Source organism: Micromonospora sp. NPDC048894 (assembly GCF_040649765.1).
GTDB lineage: Bacteria > Actinomycetota > Actinomycetes > Mycobacteriales > Micromonosporaceae > Micromonospora > Micromonospora antibiotica.
Map to the genome: position 1 here is coordinate 285,722 of NZ_JBEZFY010000005.1, position 18,356 is coordinate 304,077.

At 72.0% G+C, this 18,356-nt stretch carries 18 protein-coding genes; 9 read left to right on the forward strand and 9 right to left on the reverse strand.

Translation table 11 applies throughout. The features are described from left to right. Positions 1-511: 511 nt before the first annotated feature. Positions 512-2,254 carry a glycosyltransferase family 39 protein gene (locus tag AB0C22_RS13400; RefSeq protein ID WP_357535272.1) on the forward strand — a complete coding sequence of 581 codons (1,743 nt, stop codon included), beginning with the start codon at positions 512-514 and terminating at the stop codon, positions 2,252-2,254. A gap of 54 nt (positions 2,255-2,308) precedes the next feature. Here AB0C22_RS13400 and AB0C22_RS13405 read toward each other — a convergent pair whose 3' ends face one another. The 5 genes from AB0C22_RS13405 to AB0C22_RS13425 form a co-directional block, all read right to left on the reverse strand. Continuing rightward, on the reverse strand, positions 2,309-3,847 hold the full coding sequence (locus AB0C22_RS13405) for a glycosyltransferase family 39 protein (protein WP_219464518.1): 1,539 nt from the start codon (positions 3,845-3,847) through the stop codon (positions 2,309-2,311). Beyond that, the gene (locus AB0C22_RS13410; protein ID WP_219464519.1) at positions 3,844-4,842 is read right to left on the reverse strand and encodes a glycosyl hydrolase; all 999 of its coding nucleotides are present in this window, start codon (positions 4,840-4,842) and stop codon (positions 3,844-3,846) included. Before AB0C22_RS13410 ends, AB0C22_RS13405 begins: the two co-directional genes overlap by 4 nt. After that, entirely contained in the window at positions 4,839-6,491 is a 1,653-nt protein-coding gene (locus tag AB0C22_RS13415) for a cellulose synthase catalytic subunit (RefSeq protein ID WP_219464520.1), read from the reverse strand. The genes AB0C22_RS13410 and AB0C22_RS13415 overlap by 4 nt, the downstream gene beginning before the upstream one ends. 257 nt (positions 6,492-6,748) lie before the next feature. Continuing rightward, positions 6,749-8,272: a PAS domain-containing sensor histidine kinase gene (locus tag AB0C22_RS13420; RefSeq protein ID WP_219464521.1), complete on the reverse strand. Its 1,524-nt coding sequence runs from the start codon at positions 8,270-8,272 to the stop codon at positions 6,749-6,751. Positions 8,273-8,324: 52 nt separating this feature from the next. Then, the gene (locus AB0C22_RS13425) at positions 8,325-9,356 is read right to left on the reverse strand and encodes an SIS domain-containing protein (RefSeq protein ID WP_357535274.1); all 1,032 of its coding nucleotides are present in this window, start codon (positions 9,354-9,356) and stop codon (positions 8,325-8,327) included. Positions 9,357-9,546: 190 nt separating this feature from the next. On the opposite strand from AB0C22_RS13425, the gene AB0C22_RS13430 reads away from it, so the two are divergent. Continuing rightward, positions 9,547-11,373, forward strand: coding sequence for a tetratricopeptide repeat protein (locus AB0C22_RS13430; RefSeq protein WP_357535082.1), 1,827 nt, complete (start codon positions 9,547-9,549; stop codon positions 11,371-11,373). A gap of 87 nt (positions 11,374-11,460) precedes the next feature. Here the strand turns inward: AB0C22_RS13430 and AB0C22_RS13435 are convergent, their stop codons facing one another. Continuing rightward, positions 11,461-13,050 (reverse strand): MDR family MFS transporter, encoded by a 1,590-nt coding sequence (locus AB0C22_RS13435; protein WP_219464522.1) that lies wholly within the window; start codon positions 13,048-13,050, stop codon positions 11,461-11,463. 108 nt (positions 13,051-13,158) lie between these two features. Here AB0C22_RS13435 and AB0C22_RS13440 point away from each other — a divergent pair, with 108 nt between their 5' ends. Next, positions 13,159-13,728, forward strand: coding sequence for a TetR/AcrR family transcriptional regulator (locus tag AB0C22_RS13440; RefSeq protein WP_219464523.1), 570 nt, complete (start codon positions 13,159-13,161; stop codon positions 13,726-13,728). Positions 13,729-13,857: 129 nt separating this feature from the next. On the opposite strand, the gene AB0C22_RS13445 is transcribed toward AB0C22_RS13440, so the two are convergent. After that, complete coding sequence (locus AB0C22_RS13445; protein WP_308290904.1) at positions 13,858-14,112, reverse strand: flavin reductase; 255 nt, start codon at positions 14,110-14,112, stop codon at positions 13,858-13,860. Then, positions 14,109-14,405: a hypothetical protein gene (locus tag AB0C22_RS13450; RefSeq protein WP_308290905.1), complete on the reverse strand. Its 297-nt coding sequence runs from the start codon at positions 14,403-14,405 to the stop codon at positions 14,109-14,111. Before AB0C22_RS13450 ends, AB0C22_RS13445 begins: the two co-directional genes overlap by 4 nt. A gap of 401 nt (positions 14,406-14,806) precedes the next feature. Here AB0C22_RS13450 and AB0C22_RS13455 point away from each other — a divergent pair, with 401 nt between their 5' ends. The 6 genes from AB0C22_RS13455 (at position 14,807) to AB0C22_RS13480 (ending at position 17,599) form a co-directional block, all read left to right on the forward strand. Then, the gene (locus AB0C22_RS13455) at positions 14,807-15,574 is read left to right on the forward strand and encodes a DUF5753 domain-containing protein (RefSeq protein WP_219464524.1); all 768 of its coding nucleotides are present in this window, start codon (positions 14,807-14,809) and stop codon (positions 15,572-15,574) included. Then, positions 15,571-15,756, forward strand: a complete 186-nt coding sequence (locus AB0C22_RS13460; protein ID WP_219470345.1) for a DUF397 domain-containing protein — start codon at positions 15,571-15,573, stop codon at positions 15,754-15,756. The genes AB0C22_RS13455 and AB0C22_RS13460 overlap by 4 nt, the downstream gene beginning before the upstream one ends. Before the next feature lie 108 nt (positions 15,757-15,864). Continuing rightward, complete coding sequence (locus AB0C22_RS13465) at positions 15,865-16,038, forward strand: hypothetical protein (RefSeq protein ID WP_219464525.1); 174 nt, start codon at positions 15,865-15,867, stop codon at positions 16,036-16,038. A gap of 80 nt (positions 16,039-16,118) precedes the next feature. Beyond that, a complete protein-coding gene (locus tag AB0C22_RS13470) occupies positions 16,119-16,370 on the forward strand; it encodes a hypothetical protein (RefSeq protein ID WP_219464526.1) in 252 nt (83 codons plus the stop codon). After that, positions 16,367-16,786, forward strand: a complete 420-nt coding sequence (locus tag AB0C22_RS13475; protein WP_219464527.1) for a hypothetical protein — start codon at positions 16,367-16,369, stop codon at positions 16,784-16,786. Before AB0C22_RS13470 ends, AB0C22_RS13475 begins: the two co-directional genes overlap by 4 nt. Positions 16,787-16,873: 87 nt before the next feature. After that, positions 16,874-17,599 (forward strand): DUF3800 domain-containing protein, encoded by a 726-nt coding sequence (locus tag AB0C22_RS13480; protein ID WP_219464528.1) that lies wholly within the window; start codon positions 16,874-16,876, stop codon positions 17,597-17,599. Positions 17,600-17,987: 388 nt separating this feature from the next. Here AB0C22_RS13480 and AB0C22_RS13485 read toward each other — a convergent pair. Next, positions 17,988-18,356 (reverse strand): tetratricopeptide repeat protein (locus AB0C22_RS13485; protein WP_357535087.1); only part of this gene is annotated, 369 nt, incomplete at its 5' end.

The window sequence follows — 18,356 nt, forward strand, 5'->3', positions numbered from 1 at the left end:
AGCCGTCCCCGCTGATGTCTCATGGACGCCCTGTCGAGCTGATGACGTAGACGAATCGCCACTCCGGCCGACAGACCATGCAGAGCATTGATGAACACCATCCACGAAAAGAAGGGTCCGCTCCGACCGCCGACGACCGACGGGTCGGGATCGGGATCAGTGGCTGACGGCGGGATCGGTGCCGGTCACCGGGACCGGGATAGGGAAAGGGATAGGGATCGAGAACGGATGTAATCCGGGGTCGGCGGGTCGGCGGGTCGGCGGGTCGGCGGGTCGGCGGGTCGAGGGGTCGGCGGGGCCGGCGGGGTCGGCGACCGTGAATCGTTTACGGCATCAGCTCTAAAGGAAGCGAACCACTACCACCCTGCCCGCCAGGAGGATGCCGTCCCGTTGGACGCCGGCCGGGCCAAGCCCCGAGGGCGGCACCATCACCGCTCGACAGCGGACACGGTGGGATTCGGCTCCGGCGGCATCGTCGGGACGGATGTGGGACCCTCGACCGGTGGGCACAATGTCCGGAAAGCGGCATTGGCGGTTGGCGGCAGGATCGTCAGCGGGTTCGTGGACGGGTGCGCTGGTCTGGGCGGTTCCGCTGCTGGTCACCCTGGCCGCCGGCTGCTACGGGATCAGCCAGGCCCAGCCCTGGCGCGACGAGTTGGCCACCTGGAGCGCGGCCACCCGAGGTGTCGGGGACGTGTTCCGGCTCACCCGAACCGTCGATGCGGCGACCGGGGCGTACTACCTGCTGGTGCACGGCTGGACCGGGGTGTTCGGCGACTCGGTGGCGGCGCTGCGGTTGCCCTCGGTGCTGGCGATGGCGGGGGCGGCGGGCTTCACGGCCGTACTCGGTCGGCGGTTGTTCGGGGCACGTGCCGGCCTGGTCGCCGGCCTGCTCTTCGCGGTCCTGCCGGGTACCTCCCGGTATGCCCAGGAGGCCCGGCCCTACGCGCTGGTGACCTTCTTCGCGGTGCTGGCCACCGTGCTGCTGGCCCGCGCGTTGGACGGCCCGGGGTGGCAGCGCTGGTCCTGCTACGCCGCAGCCGTCGCCGGGCTCGGTCTGGCCCATCTGCTCGCCCTGGGCCTGCTCGCCGCGCACGCCGTGGTGGTGCTGGCCGCCCGGGTCCACGGCCGTCCGACCGCCGACCCCACCGGTCCGCCCGCCAACAGCAACAGCCGACCGGGCAACAACCAACCAGGCAACAGCAGACCGAAAGATAGCGGGCGGGGCGACAGCAGACCGGGCAAAGGCGGACCAGGCGAAGGCGGACCAGGCGAAGGCGGACCAGGCGAAGGCGGACCAGGCAACAGCAGACTGGGTGATAGCGGACCGGGCAAAGGCGGACCGGGTAACAGCGGGCGGTGGGACCGGCGGTTGGGGTGGTGGGCGGTGGCCGTGCTGGTCGCCGGGGTGGTGCTGTCACCGCTACTGGTCACCGCGCAGGGGCAGCGGTCCCACCAGCTCGACTGGGTCGCCCCGGCCCGGCTGGCCGACCTGGCGGCGTTGCCGGGCGGGCTGGCGCAGAGCGGCGTGGTGGGCGGGCTGCTGGTCGGACTCGCCGCGCTCGGGGCCGCCCGCTCGGGGCGGCGCGGTCTGCTCCCCGACGCCTGCGTGGTGCTGCCGGTCCTGCTGCTCTTCGTCGCCGCGCTGGCCGTACCCCTGTGGGTGCCGCGTTACCTGTTCTTCACGGTGCCCTTCGCCTGCCTGCTCGCCGGTGCCGCCCTGGCCGCGCCGCCGCCCACGGCCCGGACGGGAGCGGTGGCGGTGGTGGCGCTGGCCGCGCTGCTCGGGCTACCGGACCAGGCGGCGGTACGGCACAGCCACGGCTGGCCGCGCAGCGCGACCGTCGACTACCGGGGGGCGGCGGCGGTGATCGCCGCCGGGCAGCGGCCCGGTGACGCGGTGGTCTACTCGCCCCGCGACGGTTGGCTCTTCCTCGACCTCGGCATCGACTACCACCTGGCCCGGACAGCCGGGGACCGGACAGCCGGGTCCGCCGCCGGGGTGCGACCCCGGGACGTGCTGGTCACCAGCGGGCGGCAGGACCGAGCCGATCTGTGGGTCGACGAGTGCCCCCGACCCACCGGGTGCCTGGCTGGCGTGGACCGGGTCTGGCTGGTGGTGGCCGGGCGACACGACGATCCGCTCGCGGCGGTGCCGGGCGGCAAGGGCGACGCGCTGCGGGCCGGGTTCACCGTCGAGCAGGTCCGACCCCGGCCGGGGGTGACGGTGGCGCTGCTCGTCCGTCGGCGTTGACCACACCCGCCCGGCCCGGCGGACGCCGGGCGGGTGCCCGGCGCAGCTCCCCCGTCAGGCCGGTTTGCGTTCCAGCAGGACCACCCGGACCCGGTCGAACCGCTCGACGTGCCGGATGAGGAAACGCTGCCGTAGCAGGGCCTCACGGGCCGGTGGCAGTCCGGCCAGCGGGTCGTTGAGGTGGCCCGTCTCCACCAGCCAGATCCGCCTGGTGTCGCCGAGGCAGGGCAACGGCTCCCGGCACTCGCGGGCGGTCAGCCAGCCGGTCTGCCGGGCCGGTACGGCCACGAAGACGTCCCGGGGGTGCACTTGGTCGCGCAGCCCGTAGTCGGTGGCCTTGCGGGCCACGTCGCTGGAGCCACCGAACCCGTCGTTGTAGGCGACCCCGTCGCCCGGCTTGACCTGCTTGCCCAGGTAGCGGACCGCGTCGAGGTAGCGGGGCTGCCCGTCGGCCTCGTTGGAGCGCACCCGCTCCTGCGCCGGCAGGGTCTGCCAGGCCAGCACCGGCAGCAGCACCAACGCGCCGGCCAGCCAGGCCGCCGGCACCCGCCCCCGGATCGCCAGCCGGGCGGTGCGGCAGACCGCGAACGCGGCGAGCAGCGCCCACGCCGGCACGGTGAACAGGAAGTACCGGGCCAGGAACAGGTGCACCACGCTGAACGTCAGGTAACCGGCGACCGGGGGCAGCACGGCCCAGATCAGCAGCATCAGCACGGTGTTCCGCCACTGCCGGCCGGCCACCGCCACCGCGAGGGCGGCGAACGCCGCGACCAGCGCCAACGCGGCCGTCGTGCCGGTCAGGTTCGCCAGGAAGCGCAGCACGGCGTCGCCGTCGTTCTCCACCCAGGAGATCTGCCCGGACTGCCGGCTGCCGAGGATCAGCACCGGGAGGACGAACAGCCCGGCGATGCCGGTGGACGCCGCCCACCGCCACCGGGGCTCCTCGCCGCGCACCGACCGCCACAGGTGGAACAGGTGCGCGACCACCACCAGCAGCGCGACGAAGTGCAGCCAGCCGACCAGCACCAGCAGCACGCCGTACGCCCACCAGCGGCCCCGGGTCGGCCGGTCCACCGCGCGCAGGAAGAGCCAGGTGGCCGCCACCGCCGCCAGGGTGACCAGGGCGTACGAGCGGGCTTCCTGGGCGTACCGGGAGACGGTGGGCAGCAGGGCGAAGACCAGGCCGGCCAGCACCCCGACCGGGGTGTCGAAGAGTCGCCGCCCGATCAGGGTGACCAGCCCGGCGGTGAGCCCGATCGCGAGCACCGACGGCAGCCGCAGGGCGGTCGTCGAGTCCCCGGTCAGCGTGGTCAGCACCGACATGATCACGTAGTAGCCGGCGTGCACCAGGTCGATGTTGCCGACCAGCATCCGGAACTGCTCGACCGACAGTGACGTGACGTGCCAGGTGACCAGTTCGTCGTTCCACAGGTCCCGGGCGTCCAGCCGCCACCAGCCGAGGCCGAGCGCGACGACGGTCGGCAGCAGCGCCCACCAGCCGCCGCCCCGGCCCGCCGCCCGCCGGGGTACGGCGTGACCGGTGACCTCCGCCGGGTCGGCCTGCCCGGTCCACTGGATAGCCGGCGCGGTCACTTCACGGTCCGGATGTCGAAGCCGAAGGTGTCCTTGGCGGCGGACCGGCGGAACGCGCGCAGCGCGGCGTCGTCCCGGTCGATGTTCCACTTCCCGGAGCCGTTGATGTTGAAGTACGCCACCCCGAGGAGGTCCTTGCGCTTGGTCACGTTGGTGAGCAGGTCGGTGATCTGGGCCGGTCGTCGGCTGCTCGGTTCGGCCCCGGTCTCCACGATCAGCAGCGGACGCCTGGTGAAGGTGCGGATCTGGGTGATGGTGGGGACGAAGAGGTCCTGGAACGTCTTGAGGCCACGGTTGGTGTAGTACCCGTCCATGCCGACCCAGTCGACGTAGGCGTCCCCGGGGTAGAGCGCCCTGATGCTGACCTTGCGCAGGTAGTTGACGACGTTCGGGGTCCACGTCCAGATCACGTTGGTGGCGCCCTGCTGGGTGAAGATGTCGTGCAGGTGCCGCCAGGCGGCGACGTACTCGCTGGCCTTGGTCTGCTTCGTCCCCCAGGAGTACCAGTGCCCGTTCATCTCGTGGGCGAAGGTGAGGGCGATCGGCAGGTTCAGGGTGCGCACGGCGGCGGCGAACTCCTTGACGTACGCGTCGTGCTTGCCGGCGGCGATGTCCCGCAGCGGCACGTCGTACGGCTCCCAGCGGATCACCGCCAGCGCGCCGTAGTTGTGCAGCTCGCGGACCTCGCTGGCGGCGAACCTGTCGTCGAAGCTCTCGAAGATCGCCACCAGGTTGGGGGTCTTGCCGGTTTCCTCGGCGAAGGCGCGGACCCGGCCCATCTCGGCACCGCCGGTCACGGTGACGCCGAGGTACTTGCCCTTGGGTGACTTCAGCGCGGTGACGTCGTACGCCGGAATCTGTTCCTCGGCAGCGGCGGCCCCGCCCGGCCCGCCGGCGGACCCGGCGACCTTGATGTCGACCCGGCGCAGCACGGCGAACTCGGTGAACGCCAGCGCGACCACCAGCAGGAAGGTGACGAGGTATTTCGTCCTCACCGGACGACCTCGACGTCGCGTTCCGGGTCGACCAGCAGCGCCTGCCCGACGACGGCCAGGTAGAAGACCGCGCTGAGCAGGGCCGGTACGAAGATCCACGGTTCGGGTTCGACGAGCATCCGCCAGCCGGCGACACCGGCCCAGACCAGGCCGGTGCCGGCGGTCCAGACCTTCATGGCGGTCCACAGCCGTCGGGTCTTGCTCTTCTTGGCGGTGCCGCCGGTGGGCTGCCAGCCCATCCGCCGGCCCCGGACGATGTCGATGATGGCGAAGGCGTGCGCCCAGCCGTAGAGCATCTTGACCGTCCAGCTCTCCAGGCCGTAGCGGCTGCGGTGCCAGAACGGAAAGATGATCATGTTGTAGACCACGCTGGGCAGGATCAGCAGGTAGTTGGCGAGCGCGATCTGGTGCGCGAACGCGGTGAGCATCAACACCGGGATGACCGGCGCGACGAAGGTGAACAGCCCCGTGTGCAGGTAGTAGCAGAAGCCGGAGATGTAGCTGAGCCGGGCCCGCAGCCGCAACTTCGTCGACCAGAACTTCCTCGACCCGAGCAGGCTCATCGAGCCGGCGCACCAGCGGTACTGCTGGGTGAAGAACGAGTCCACGTCCGACGGGCAGAGCCCGGCGGCCAGCACGACCGGGATGTACCGCAGGTTCCACCCCTTCATCCGCAGGTCGAAGCCGGTGTGCACGTCCTCGGAGTGCTCGATCAGGGTGGACCCGCCGATGGAGAACAGCGCGTCGCGGCGGTAGACGGCACAACTGCCCACGCAGATCGCCGAGTCGTGGGCCTGTCGGGACACCTGCACCGACCGGTAGAACAGCTCCTGCACCGCCCCGGCTCCCCGCTCCACCCAGGTCTGCCCCAGGTGCACCCGGAAGAACTGCGGCGACTGCACGATGCCCGCGTTCGGCTCGGCGTCGAACCAGGGCAGCATCTGGTCGAGCATGTCCTTACGCGGGACGAAGTCGGCGTCCAGCACCAGGATGAAGTCGCTCATGGTGCGTTCGAAGGCGTACCGCATGTTGCCGGCCTTCTTGAACCAGCCCCGGTTGGGTCGCCGCTGGTAGACGAAGCCGAAGGCGAGCGCCATCCGTTCCATCGCCTCGTTGGGCGAGTCGTCGAGCACGTAGACGGTGACCTCGCCCCGGTAGTGGCGGCCCATCGCCCGCACGTGCTCCCAGGTGTTGCGCAGCACGTGCGCAGGCTCGCCGCAGACCGGCAGGAACACGTCGACGCTCGGGTAGCGGGCCGGCCGCCAGGTGCGCACCAGTTCCTGGTGGCGGGCCAGGTCGAAGCCCGGGGTGAAGAGGTTCACCGCCAGCGAGATGAGGTAGTAGACGACGGTGAAGAACAGCAGCGGGGCGAGCAGCCACAGCCACGGGGTGAGCCGGACGAAGAGCAGTTGGCTGGTGATCAGGCAGCCGAAGCTGACCAGCGACGGCACCATCAGGGCGGCCAGTCGCCGCTTGCGGTAGGAGAACAGCTCGGCGTCCGTCGGCGGCAACGGCACCGGGGCGTACGCGGGCCGGTGCGCCTCGTCGGAGGGCTTGCGGGGGGTCCACTTCGACGTCTGACGCGGCACCCGGAACTCGGCGGTCGGCGACAGCACCGCAGCCGGATCGACCGCAGGCGGTGAGGTCATCGCTTCGTCTCCCCCGCCCACCGGGCGCACGCGCTCCCCGACAGGGCGAGCGGATGTCGCCGGACGCGTCCAGGAAGCCGGGCACGGTGAGCTGGCCGTGTCTGCTTGGTGGTGAAGCTAGAAAACTATTCAGTCGGCTGCAAGGTGTCAATGCCCGCCAATCGACCGAAAGCCTCACCGGGCCGCAGATCGTACGTCGCTCTACTCACATTCATCCCGGCGTCACCACCGGGCAACCGGGCCGTCGGGCGGCCGGTTCAGGCCTTGGCCAGCGGGAGCACCAGCACCGCCTCGGTGCCGCCGGTCGGGCCGGGACGCAGCTCGATGCTGCCCCGCAGCTCCCCGGTCACCAGCGCCCGGACGATCTGCAGACCGAGCCGCCCACCCTTGGCGGCGTCGAACTCGGCCGGCAGGCCGCGCCCGTTGTCCGCCACCGAGACGTGCAGCTGCTTACGCTGCCGGTGCGCCGTGACGACCACCTCCGGGCGGGCCTCCGACTCCGGGACGTCGACCCCCTCCTCGGCCGGCGGGAAGCCGTGCTCGACGGCGTTGAGCAGCAACTCGTTGAGCACCATCACCAGCGAGGTGGCGATCTCGGCGGGCAGCACCCCGAAGCTGCCGGTCCGGCGCATCCCGACGCTCACCTCGGTCGCGGCCACCTCGGTCGCCGCGCTCGCCACCCGGTCGACGATCCCGTCGAACTCGACCGCCTCGTCGCTGGACATGGAGAGCGTCTCGTGCACCAGGGCGATGGAGGCGACCCGGCGTACCGACTCCTCCAGGGCGACCCGGGCCTCCGGCATCGACACCCGCCGGGCCTGCAGGCGCAGCAGCGCGGCGACGGTCTGCAGGTTGTTCTTCACCCGGTGGTGGATCTCCCGGATGGTGGCGTCCTTGGTGATCAGGGCCCGGTCGCGGCGGCGTACCTCGGTGATGTCGCGGACCAGGACCAGCGCGCCGATCGGCACCCCGGCGGGCATCAGCGGCAGGGCCCGGGTGAGCATCGTCGCCCCCCGGGCGTCGATCTCCCGCCGGGGCGGGCCCTCGCCGCGCAGCGCGGCGAGGATGCCGTTGGCCGCCTCGGTGCCGTCCAGCGGGTCGCTGGCCAGCCGGCGGTGCAGCTTGGCCAGGTCCTCGCCCACCAGGTGGGAGGCGTAACCCAACCGGCGGTACGCCGACTGCGCGTTCGGGCTGGCGTAGGTGACCTTGCCGCCCGCGTCGAGGCGGACCAACCCGTCGCCGACCCGGGGCGCGGAGGTGGTCTCGCCCGGGTGCCGGGGCGGCGGGAAGGTGCCGTCGGCGATCATCTGGGCCAGGTCGTCGGCGGTGGTGAGGTAGTTCAGCTCCAACTGGCTGGGGGTGCGGGCGGTGGACAGGTTGGTGTCCCGGCCGACCACCGCGATCACCTCGCCGGCCTCCCCGTCGGCGGTGCGCAGCCGGACCGGGATCGCCTCGTGCCGGGCGGGCACGTCGCCGTACCAGACCGGGTCGCCCTCCCGCCAGATCCGGCCCTGCCGGTACGCCACCTCCAGGTGGGCCACCTCCGGCCCGCCCACGATCCGCCCCACCTGGTCGTCCAGGTAGGCGGTCGGGGCGGTCGTCGGGCGGACCTGGGCGACGCAGAGGAACGTGCCGTCGTCGTCCACCGGCACCCACAGCAACAGGTCGGCGAAGGACAGGTCGGACAGCAACTGCCAGTCCCCGGCGATGCGGTGCAGGTGGTCGATGTCGGCCGGGCGGAGCTGGGTGTGCTCCTCGGCGAGGTCGCGCAGCGTGGACACGAGACACAGCGTGCCACGCCCACCCCGACCCCGTCCCGCTGGCCGGCCCGGCTCACATCGTCGCGGTGACCTTCTTCAGCCCGCGTGGGGCGTCCGGGTCCTCACCCCGGGCCAACGCCAGGGCGAGCGCGAGGCGCTGCAACGGCAGGATGTCCAGCAGCGGGGCGTACCGCTCGTCGACCTCGGGCACGGCCATCCGGGTGACCCCCTCGACCTCGGCCGAGCCGACCACCACCACGTCGGCGCGGCGTTCGCCGAGGCGGGGCAGCACCTCACCCATGGACCGGCCGCCGGGGCCGGAGCCGACCACGGCCAGCACCGGCACGTCCGGGTCGGTCATCGCGAGCGGGCCGTGCAGCAGGTCCGCGCCGGAGAAGGCCAGCGCCGGCAGGTAGGAGGTCTCCATCAGCTTGAGCGCCGCCTCCCGGGCGGTCGGGTACGCGTACCCCCGGCCGGTGGTGACGAGCTGGCCGGCGAACCGGTAGCGCGGGGCGAGCTGGGCCGGGGTGGGGTCGGCGAGGGTGTGCTCGGCCAGCTCGGGGAGGCGTTCCAGGGCGGCCCGCTGGTCGGCCGGCAGCACCCCGTCCCCGGCCCGGATGCCCTCCACCAGCAGCAGCAGGGCGAGCAGTTCGGCGGTGTAGGTCTTCGTCGCGGCGACCGCCCGCTCGTGCCCGGCGGCGATGTCGACGCCCAGCTCGGCGGTCTGCGCCAACGGCGAGTCGGGGTCGTTGGTGACCGCCAGGGTGAGCGCGCCGGCCTCGCGGGCGGTGCGCAGCACCTCGGTCAGGTCGGGTGAGCCGCCGCTCTGGCTGACCCCGACGACCAGCGCGTCGGAGAGGTCGGGGCGGGCCCCGTAGACGGTGACCGCGCTGGGCGAGGCGAGCCCGGCGGGCAGTCCGAGCCGGATCTCGGTGAGGTACGCCCCGTAGAGGGCGGCGTGGTCGGAGGTGCCCCGGGCGGTGAAGACGACGTGCCGGGGGCGGCGTCGCGCGACGGCCGCCGCGACCCGGGCGATCGCCCCGGCGTGCTCGGCGGAGAGCAGCCGCGCGTAACCGGCCGGCTGCTCGGCGATGTCGGCGGCCATCCCGGCCCCTGGATGTGTCACGGAGACTCCCCCTCCTTGCGCATTTGCCGCGCGTTTCATGTTCAGTCTTGCACGAACGAGCCATTCTCACCATTGCTGCGAGCACTAACGCGCAGGAGATCCACACTTGTTGCCGGCATCCCCTACGCTTGCCCAGCCCTGGCAACCCCCCTGCGAGCGAGAGGCCGACGTGTCGGAGGAGCCACCCGCGCTGACCGCGGCGGAGGAACTCGCCCTCGCCCGGATCGCGCTCGACGAGGGCGACCTGGCCCACGCCGCCGACCACCTCGCCGCCGCGCTGGTGCTGGCACCGACCCTGCCCGACACCCACGAGACGCTCACCCGGATCGCCACCGCGGCCGGCGGTGACCTCGACCTCTTCCCGCTCGGCCACCGCGCACACGTCGGGGCCGTGGTCGCCCGCGCCCACCTGCTCGCCGCCGCCGGCCGGCCCGCCGAAGGGCTGGACCTGCTGGTCGCCGCCACCGGTCACGCCCCCGGCGTCGACTGGGCCGGGGTGCCCTGGGTGACCGACCCCGAGCTGGCGCAACGGCTCGACCCGGACCGCTGCGCCCGGATCCTCATGCAGGTCTGCGCCGCCGTGCCCGACCCGGTGCCCCGGACCGGCCGGGCACCCCTGCAGCCGTACCTCACCCTGGCCCGGCACGCGGTCGCCGCGCACCCCCGGCACGCCCTGCTGCTCGGGGCGGCGTCCGCGCTGGCCCGGCGGCTCGGCGAGGTCACCCTCGCGGTCACCTGGGCCAGCCGCGGGGTACGCGAGGCGCCGTCCAAGCTCGGCGAGGTCTGGCTCGGGTACGCCTACCGCAGCGCCGGCCGCACCCGGGAGGCCCTGGCCGCCCTGGAACGGGCCGTCGCGCACGACCCCGACGACCTCGCCGTCTATGCCGACATCGCCGGCACCCTGGCCGACCACGGCCAGCTCGACCAGGCCCTCGGCTGGATCGACCGGGCGCTGGCCCGCGACCCGAGCTTCGACTGCGCGGTGCACACCGCGCACCGGCTGCGGTTCCTGCGCGACGGCGACGTCGGGCACATGGTCGCCCTCGCCGACTTCACCCGCGACCACCCCGACGACACCCACGAGCACACCGACCTCGCCGAGTCCTGCCGGGGACGCCCCTGGCTGGGGCAGGTCACCCCGGCGACGGGCGCGATGGTCGACGCGTTGCGCCGGGCGCTCGCCGCCGACGGCTTCCCCGACGCGGCGGTCCGCCTCGACTCGGTCGAACCGCCGAGCGCGATGCGTACCGTCACCGCCGCCGTGCCCGGCCTGCACGTCGAGGTCACCGGCGTCGCCGAGCCGGACCCACGCGAGCCACGCCGGGCCACCGAGTGCCGGCTCTGGCGCTACGACGGCACCACCGCCGCGCCCACCCTGCCGGCCCCGTCCACCGTCGCCGCCGACCGGGTACGCCAACTCGCCCACCCGGCCTGGCCGCACCCACCGGCCGCCTACGACGCGGCGGTCGGGCTGGCTACCCTGGAGTTGGCCGACCTGCTGGGCCTGCTGGTGCACCCGCCCGAGGCACCGCCGACCGCGCTGGGTCGGGTGCTCACCGGCCAGGACCCGTCACTGTGGGTGCGCTGCGTCCAGGTCTGGGCCTGCCTGGGTCTGCTGCACCACCGCACCGACGAACCCTGGGCCGCCTCGACCCGCCGTCGGGTGCTGGTGGAACTGATCTGGGGCGTCGAGGACTGGATCACCGAGGCGGCACTGTTCGCCCTGGTCACCGCCGCCTGGGTGGACCCGGCGGTGCGCCCCGACGTGGCCGGGCTGGTGGCCGAGCGCCTCGCCGACGTGGCGACCGTCGCCCAGGGCCGGCCGGTGCCGATCGCCATCTCCCTGGCCCACCTGGCGCTGGCCACCCCGACCGTGGACCCGGACACCACCGCGCTGGCCCACCGGCTGCTCGCCACCCCGGCCCGCCCCCGCCGGACCGGCCACCTGGCCCGCGCCTGGCGTCGCCTCACCGCCCTGGTCCGCCGCCACCCCTGACGCCGCGCGGCCGGCCCTGACGCCACGCGGCCGGCCCGTACCCCCGGGAGGGGATGGACCGGCCGCGACGAACGGGACGGGATCGGGTCAGGAGACCGGGGCCTTGCCGAGGGCGACCTCGGCCTGCTCCTCGCCGGTGGCCTCCGGCGGCGGGACGGCGTTCGCCGTGCGCAGCGGGATCTCCCGGATGAACCAGGCGAGCACCGGCACCGCGATCGTGATGATCATGGCCCAGAAGAAGACGTGCGAGATGGCGTCGGAGAGGCCGCCGAGCACCACCTCACGTGCCTGCGCCGGCAACTCCTTGAGCTTGGTCAGGTCCATCCCCCGGCCCTCGCCGGTGCCACCTTCGAACGCGCTGCCGGCCGGCGAGTCGGCGAGCCGGTTGGCGAAGATCGCGCCGAACAGCGAGATGCCGAACGAACCGCCGATGGAGCGGAAGAAGGTGGCCGCGCCGCTGGCCGCACCGAGGTCCTTCTGCTCCACGCTGTTCTGCGCGATGAGCATGGAGGTCTGCATCAGGAAGCCCATGCCGGCACCGAGGACCAGCATGTAGAGCGACGACTCGACCTTGCCGGTGTCGACCTCCAGCAGGGACAGCAATGCCATGCCGACGGCCATCACCACACCACCGACGATCGGGAACACCCGGTAGCGCCCGGTCCGGGTGATGGCCCGGCCGACCACCAGCGACACCACCAGCATGCCGAACATCAGCGGGAGCAGCAGCAGACCGCTGTTGGTGGCGGAGGCACCCTGCACGGTCTGCTGGTAGAGCGGCAGGAAGTTCATCGCGCCGAACATCGCGAAGCCGAGCAGGAAGCCGATCATCGAGATCAGCGCGAAGTTGCGGTTGGCGAAGAGGCCGAGCGGCAGGATCGGCTCGGCGACCCGACGCTCGACGAGAGCGAAGGCCACCAGGCTCACCAGCGCCAGCGCGGCGAGACCGAAGATCTGCGGGGACGCCCAGTCGTATTCGTTCCCGCCCCAGGTGGTGACCAGGACGATCGCGGTGATGCCGACGGACAGCAGTCCCGCGCCCAGCCAGTCGATCCGGTGCTCGGTGCGGTACTTCGGCAGGTGCATCGTGGTCGCCAGGATCAGCAGCGCGAGCCCACCGAGCGGCAGGTTGACGTAGAACGCCCAGCGCCAGGAGAGGTTGTCGGTGATGAAGCCGCCGACCAGCGGGCCGGCGACCATGGCGATCGCCATGATGCCGGCGATCATGCCCTGGTAGCGGCCCCGCTCCCGGGGCGGCACCAGGTCACCGATGATCGCCATCACGCCGACCATCAGGCCACCGGCACCGAGCCCCTGCACGGCCCGGAAGGCGATCAGCTCGACCATCCCGTTGCCGGTGCCGCCGAGCAGCGCCGAACCGGACATCCCGCAGAGCGCCGACCCGATCAGGAAGATGACCACCGAGGTCAGGAAGATCGCCTTGCGGCCGTACAGGTCACCGAGCTTGCCCCAGATCGGGGTGGAGACGGTGGTGCCGAGCACGTACGCGGTGACCACCCAGGTGAAGTGGTTGACGCCACCGAACTCGCTGACGATCCGCGGCAGCGCCGTGCTGACGATCATGTTGTCGAGCATCGCGAGCATCATCGCGATCATCAGACCGAACAGCACCACCCGGATGTTGGGTTTCGCCGTCGCCTGGGTTTCCTGAGTCATGGGTAAGCTCCCCCGAGATATGTCGCACTTACTTGCCGCCCGGCTAGTCACCTTACTAGCCGCACGGTAAGTTGGACAGCCGGACCCCGTCAAGCGAGTTGGGTGGTAATGGTGAGTCAGAGCACAGGTGGCACGCGGGAGCGCATTCAGGCTGTCGCGCTGGAGCTCTTCACCGAGCAGGGGTACGAGAAGACCTCGCTCCGCGAGATCGCCGAGCGCCTCGGGGTGACCAAGGCCGCCCTCTACTACCACTTCAAGAGCAAGGAGGAGATCGTCAACAGCTACGTCGAGGACCGGTTGCACCGGATGGACGAGCTGATCGACTGGGCCCGCGACCAGCCGGCCACCCAGGCCACCCGGCACGCCCTGGTCAGCCAGTACGCCGACACGATGTTCGCCCCCGGGCAGTCCGTGGTGATGCGCTTCTTCGAACAGAACCAGACCGTGCTCAAGAGCCTCGTCGCCGGCCAACAGATGCGCGAGCGGATGTTCCGCCTGGCCGACGCGATCTGCCAGGGCGACGACTCACCCCGGGCCCAACTGCGGGCCACGCTCGTCCTGTTCGCCGTGCACAGCAGTTGGTTCGCCGTGCGGACACCGGACATCAGCGACGACGAACGCAAGAAGATCGCCCTTGAGGTGGCCGACGAGCTGCTGAACGGCATCGAGGAGAGCTGACCGACCGGGCGGGACCCGGGGCGCACGGGCAGGCCAGGGCCACGAACGGATGCACGCCCCCGCCCCGGGCCGGTGCCTCGCCGGGGGGACGGGACAGCCGACGCCGGGCGGGTCCCGGGCGGATGAAGGTCAGTCGGTGGGCGGGCGGGCCCAGGTGAGGAAGCGGTCGGTCACGTCGACCGGGCGACCGCTGTCGAGCTGCGCGAGGTGGTCCTCCGCCTCCACTTTCCAGCCCGCGAGCAGCGTCAGCAGTCGGGGCCGGTCGTCGGCGTACTTCGCCAGCAGGGCGAGTTTCGCCTCCCCGCAGGGCCACGGGTGCGCGTCCACCCGGCACAGCCAGGTCGGGGGCAGGGGCGTGTGCCGACCCGGGATCACACCGGTCACGAGGTCGACACCCTTCGCGGGACCGGCCCGCGGGCTACCGGCGTGCGGGCTGCCGGCGTGCGGACCGGGGCCTTCAGGCGCCCGGCACCGGAAGGCTGGAGGAACAGGGTCCGCCGGGAGACCGCGTCGCCTGCGGCGTCGAGCACGTACGCGTCGACCCACACCCACCCGTCGTACGTGTGCCAGTCGGTCAGTACCCGGATGACCCGGACCGTGATCGGCCGGACGAACTGCACGCTTGCGGCGCGGGACAGGCGCAGCACGTCGCCGGAGCGAACCAGCGGCGGGGTCACCGCGCGGGCCTCCGCTCCCGCCAGCGGTGCCCGGGAGTGACGTTCGCCAGGCGGCCGGGACCCCGCCACGGCGGGACGACCGGGCCGATCGGACCGGGCAGGTACGGGCGCGCGGGCGGCGGCTCGGCGGCCGGCTTCGGTTCCGGTGCCGGTGGCGGGTCGGCAGGCTTCGGCTTATCGGGCACGGTGCTCCCCTGACGTCGTGGCGTTGGAGAGGGGCCGCCTCTCACCCCTCGAAAGAGACGGCCCCCCAGCAAACGCGACCGGCGGGTGTCCTCTTCGACCGGCGGCGTCGCTCTACACACGACTCTTGCAGGCAGTTGCGGGACGGGTACACAGCGTTAGATCATGGCAACGGGACCGTCGGGACGTCCCGAGTGCGCTACAGAGGGGTAACGGGGATGAATCACGCGGTGAAGGTCGCGATGCTCGACGCAGGCGAGACCGCCGAAAGCCTGGCAGCCCAGGTGGGCGTCGACCCGAAGACAGCGGCGCGGTGGGTGAGTCACGGACGCATCCCGCGCGCCCGGCACCGGGTGCGGGTCGCTTCGATCCTCGGGCGGGACGTGCTCGACCTCTGGCCGGACGCGTTGAAGCGCCGCGAACCGGCATGGTTCCGGCGGTGGGCGGACATCGAGCGCGAGGCGGTCGAGCTGCGGTGGTTCGAGCTGGCGTGGGTGCCGGGTCTACTTCAGACCGAGGCGTACGCGCGGGCGACGCTGTCGATGGAGGCGCTGTTACCCGAGCAGGTCGACGAGTTGGTGACGGCGCGCATGGCACGCCAGGCGATCTTGCAGCGGGGCCGGCCACCGCACCTCATCGCGGTCGTAGACGAGACTGCCCTCCGGAGACGCGTCGGCCGCGACCGCGCAATCATGCGCGAGCAGTGCGAGCACATCGCCGCGTGCGCCGATCTGCCCTCCGTGCAGGTGCACGTGGTTCCACTCGATACTCCGATGTATCTCGGGATGGGCGGGCCGTTCATCATGGCCGAGCTTCCGGACGGGGCCCGGGTCGCACACGAGGACGGTCAGGTCCGGGCTCACATCACGGAAGATGCGGCGGAAATTGCTACCCTGGAGAGCAGGTGGGCGCGCATAGTGGGCGAGGCTCTACCTCGGATGCTATCGCTCAAACTCATCAGGGAAGTGGCAGCGACATGGACATGACCGGCGCGCAGTGGCACAAGAGCACCAAGAGCGGCAGCAACGGCGGGGCGTGTGTCGAGGTGGCCGACAACCTGCCCGGCGTCGTCCTCGTACGGGACACCAAGGACCGCGACGGCGCAACGCTGATGTTCGCTCCCGGCGCGTGGCGTGGGTTCGTGACCTTCGCGAAGGCATCCCGCTAGACAAGGCGTTGGGGCCCCGGCCGGACGGCGGTCGGGGGCCACCTGCTGTCCGGGGCCACCGTGACCCAGCGACCCCGGCGTGGGTCCACTCGACCCGGCGCCCCCGAGGTGTCCACCCGCCTGGAAGCCGAAGCCCACCGACGCGGGATCACCCCGAGCGCCCTGATCTGCGAACTGGTCGACGCGGGACTCACCCCGGCCACCGACGACACCACCGTCACCGTCCGAGCCGCCGACCTACGCCGCGCGATCGACCACGTCATCCACGACGCCGCAGCCTGACCTGAGGTTACTGCCGGTTGTTACCCGCTTGGAGTGGCCGGTAGCACCGCCGGTGCTACCAGCGGGAGTGCGCTGCCACCATGACCGCGAAACGCTCCATCAGCGTGCCCGACGACGTCGCCGAGTGGCTCGACGGCCAGCCCAACGTCAGCGCCGCCATCACCGCAGCCGTCCGGGCCCAGATGGCCGGCACCCAACTCGACGAAGTGCTGCGCCGCGCCGGCATCGAGGTCACCGAAGCCGGCAAGGCCCGCTGGCGCGACCGCCTGGCCGCGCCGATCCCCGACGACGCCCTCGCCGAGGGGCAGCGGATGCTCGACGAGGGCGCGTGAGCGACAACCAGGTCGCCGTGGTCCTGGACGCCACCGCCCTCGCCGCGTACGTCGACGGGCAGCTCGCCGTCGGCGAGCTGATCGCCGAGGTCGCCGACGAAGACCGCACCGTCGGCGTGCCGGCGGCCTGCCTCGCCGCCGCCTATGCCGCCACCAGCAGCGACGTCGGCACGGCCCTGCTCACCCTCCTGACCACCACACCCGCCATCACCGTGCTGCCCCTCGGAGCCGAACCCGGCGTCGACGACGCCCGCCAAGCCGGCGTCCTCGCCCGCGCCGCAGACGGCGACATCGCCCTCGGGCACGCCGCCCGCACTGCCATCGCCCACCAGGCCCATCTGGCCACCACCGACCCCAATCCGGCCGCCGCCGTGCTGCCCGCCGGCTGGAGCATTCTCGACCTCAGCCAGGCGTGACCGGTGCCTCTGCGGCACCCCAGCCGGCGGTGAGGATCCGCCGGCGCGTCGCGCGGCGTGTGGTGATCGCGCGCTTACTGTCTGCGGGTGCTGCTGACTTACCTGGACGAGTCGTACACCGATCGCTGGTACTGGATGGGCGCGCTACTTGTCCCCGACGTCGTGGCCATCCCGTTGAGCACAGCCTTGGACGAGGTGATGCTCGACGCGGCGAAGGCCTACGGCGTCGCGGCGGAGTCTGAGCTTCATGGCTACGACCTGTTCCAGGGCCGAGCGCCGTGGACAGGTCTGCCGCCCCGGGCCCGAATCGCGGTGTACAACTCCGCGCTCAAGGCCATCGGCTCGCACGAGGTCACGATCATCCTGCGAGGGGTCGACCGCCATGGCCTCACCCGTCGGTACGCCACACCAAAGCCGGCACACGAGGTGGTGCTGTCACACCTGCTCGAACGCATCGACGGGTACGCGGCGATGCGCGAGCAGCTGGTCCTGGTCATCGCCGACGAGGTCGACAACCCGGCAACCCATCGTTCCGACCTGAGCCGCTACCGGACTGCTGGAACCGGCGGCTACCGATCTCGCCGGCTCACCCACATCGTCGACACACTGCACTTCGCCCCATCGCATGCCTCACGGCTCGTGCAGGCCGTCGACCTGGTGACATTCCTGTTCCGCCGAATAGCCAGCGGTACCGTAGCGGACCCGCGCGAGATGGCCGCGAACGAACGGCTGTGGTCGTGGGTCGAGCCGCGCCGCTACCACTCCTGGTGCTGGTCCCCGACCGCCCCTCAGATGCACGAAGGGCCCGCGTGAGCGGGCCCTAAGGCGGCTGCGGGAACCCCCGAAAGGGCCTCCTGCGCTCCCCAGATTAGCAGCAAGTTGTGCGCGACACACAAACTTCGCGAATCGGCTTGGGGTCGGGTGCCGGGTGCCACCGGGGTATGACCCCGATGTCGCCGACGAAGACCGCACCGTCGGTGTGCCGGCTGTCTGCTCGCCGCCGTCTACGCGGCCACGAGCAGCGACGTCGGCACTGCCCTGCTCACCCTGCTGACCACCACGCCCGCTGTCGCCGTGCTGCCTCTTCGCGGCCGAGCCCGGCGTCGACGACGCCCGCCAGCCCGGCGTCCTCGCTGACGCCGCAGGCGGCCACATCGCCCTCGGTCACGCTACCCGCGCGGCCATCGTTCACCAGACGCACCTAGCCGCCACTGACCTGCCACGGGCGTGGCACAGATGGGCAGCGCGGATGGCGCGGTCGCAGCGTTCCCAACCCTGTGCAGGCCCGCCGCGATGCCATCCCGGTGTACCCCTCGGGCTGCTCACCGTCGCCGCGCTGTTCAAGCAGAGCCCTCAGGTTGCTCATCGCCGGCCGGTGGCCGGTGCCGGCTGCGCGTCGATACCACTGCTCCGCCTCGTCTTGGCTGCCGCGCTGTTCGAGCAGAATCCCCAGGTTGTACATCGCGTCGGTGTGGCCGGTGTCGGCTGCGCGCCGATACCACTGCTCCGCCTCCTCCTGGCTATCGCCGCGCTGTTTGAGCAGAATCCCCAGGTTGTTCATTGCGTCGGA

Excerpts from the sequence above, each read along its gene's own strand:
- AB0C22_RS13470 (WP_219464526.1), top strand. The coding sequence starts at position 16,119 with ATGACCGCGAAACGCTCCATCAGCGTGCCCGACGACGTCGCCGAGTGG.
- AB0C22_RS13455 (WP_219464524.1), top strand. The coding sequence starts at position 14,807 with ATGAATCACGCGGTGAAGGTCGCGATGCTCGACGCAGGCGAGACCGCC.
- AB0C22_RS13435 (WP_219464522.1), bottom strand. The coding sequence starts at position 13,050 with ATGACTCAGGAAACCCAGGCGACGGCGAAACCCAACATCCGGGTGGTG.
- AB0C22_RS13460 (WP_219470345.1), top strand. The coding sequence starts at position 15,571 with ATGACCGGCGCGCAGTGGCACAAGAGCACCAAGAGCGGCAGCAACGGC.
- AB0C22_RS13400 (WP_357535272.1), top strand. The coding sequence starts at position 512 with ATGTCCGGAAAGCGGCATTGGCGGTTGGCGGCAGGATCGTCAGCGGGT.
- AB0C22_RS13415 (WP_219464520.1), bottom strand. The coding sequence starts at position 6,491 with ATGACCTCACCGCCTGCGGTCGATCCGGCTGCGGTGCTGTCGCCGACC.
- AB0C22_RS13440 (WP_219464523.1), top strand. The coding sequence starts at position 13,159 with ATGGTGAGTCAGAGCACAGGTGGCACGCGGGAGCGCATTCAGGCTGTC.
- AB0C22_RS13425 (WP_357535274.1), bottom strand. The coding sequence starts at position 9,356 with ATGGCCGCCGACATCGCCGAGCAGCCGGCCGGTTACGCGCGGCTGCTC.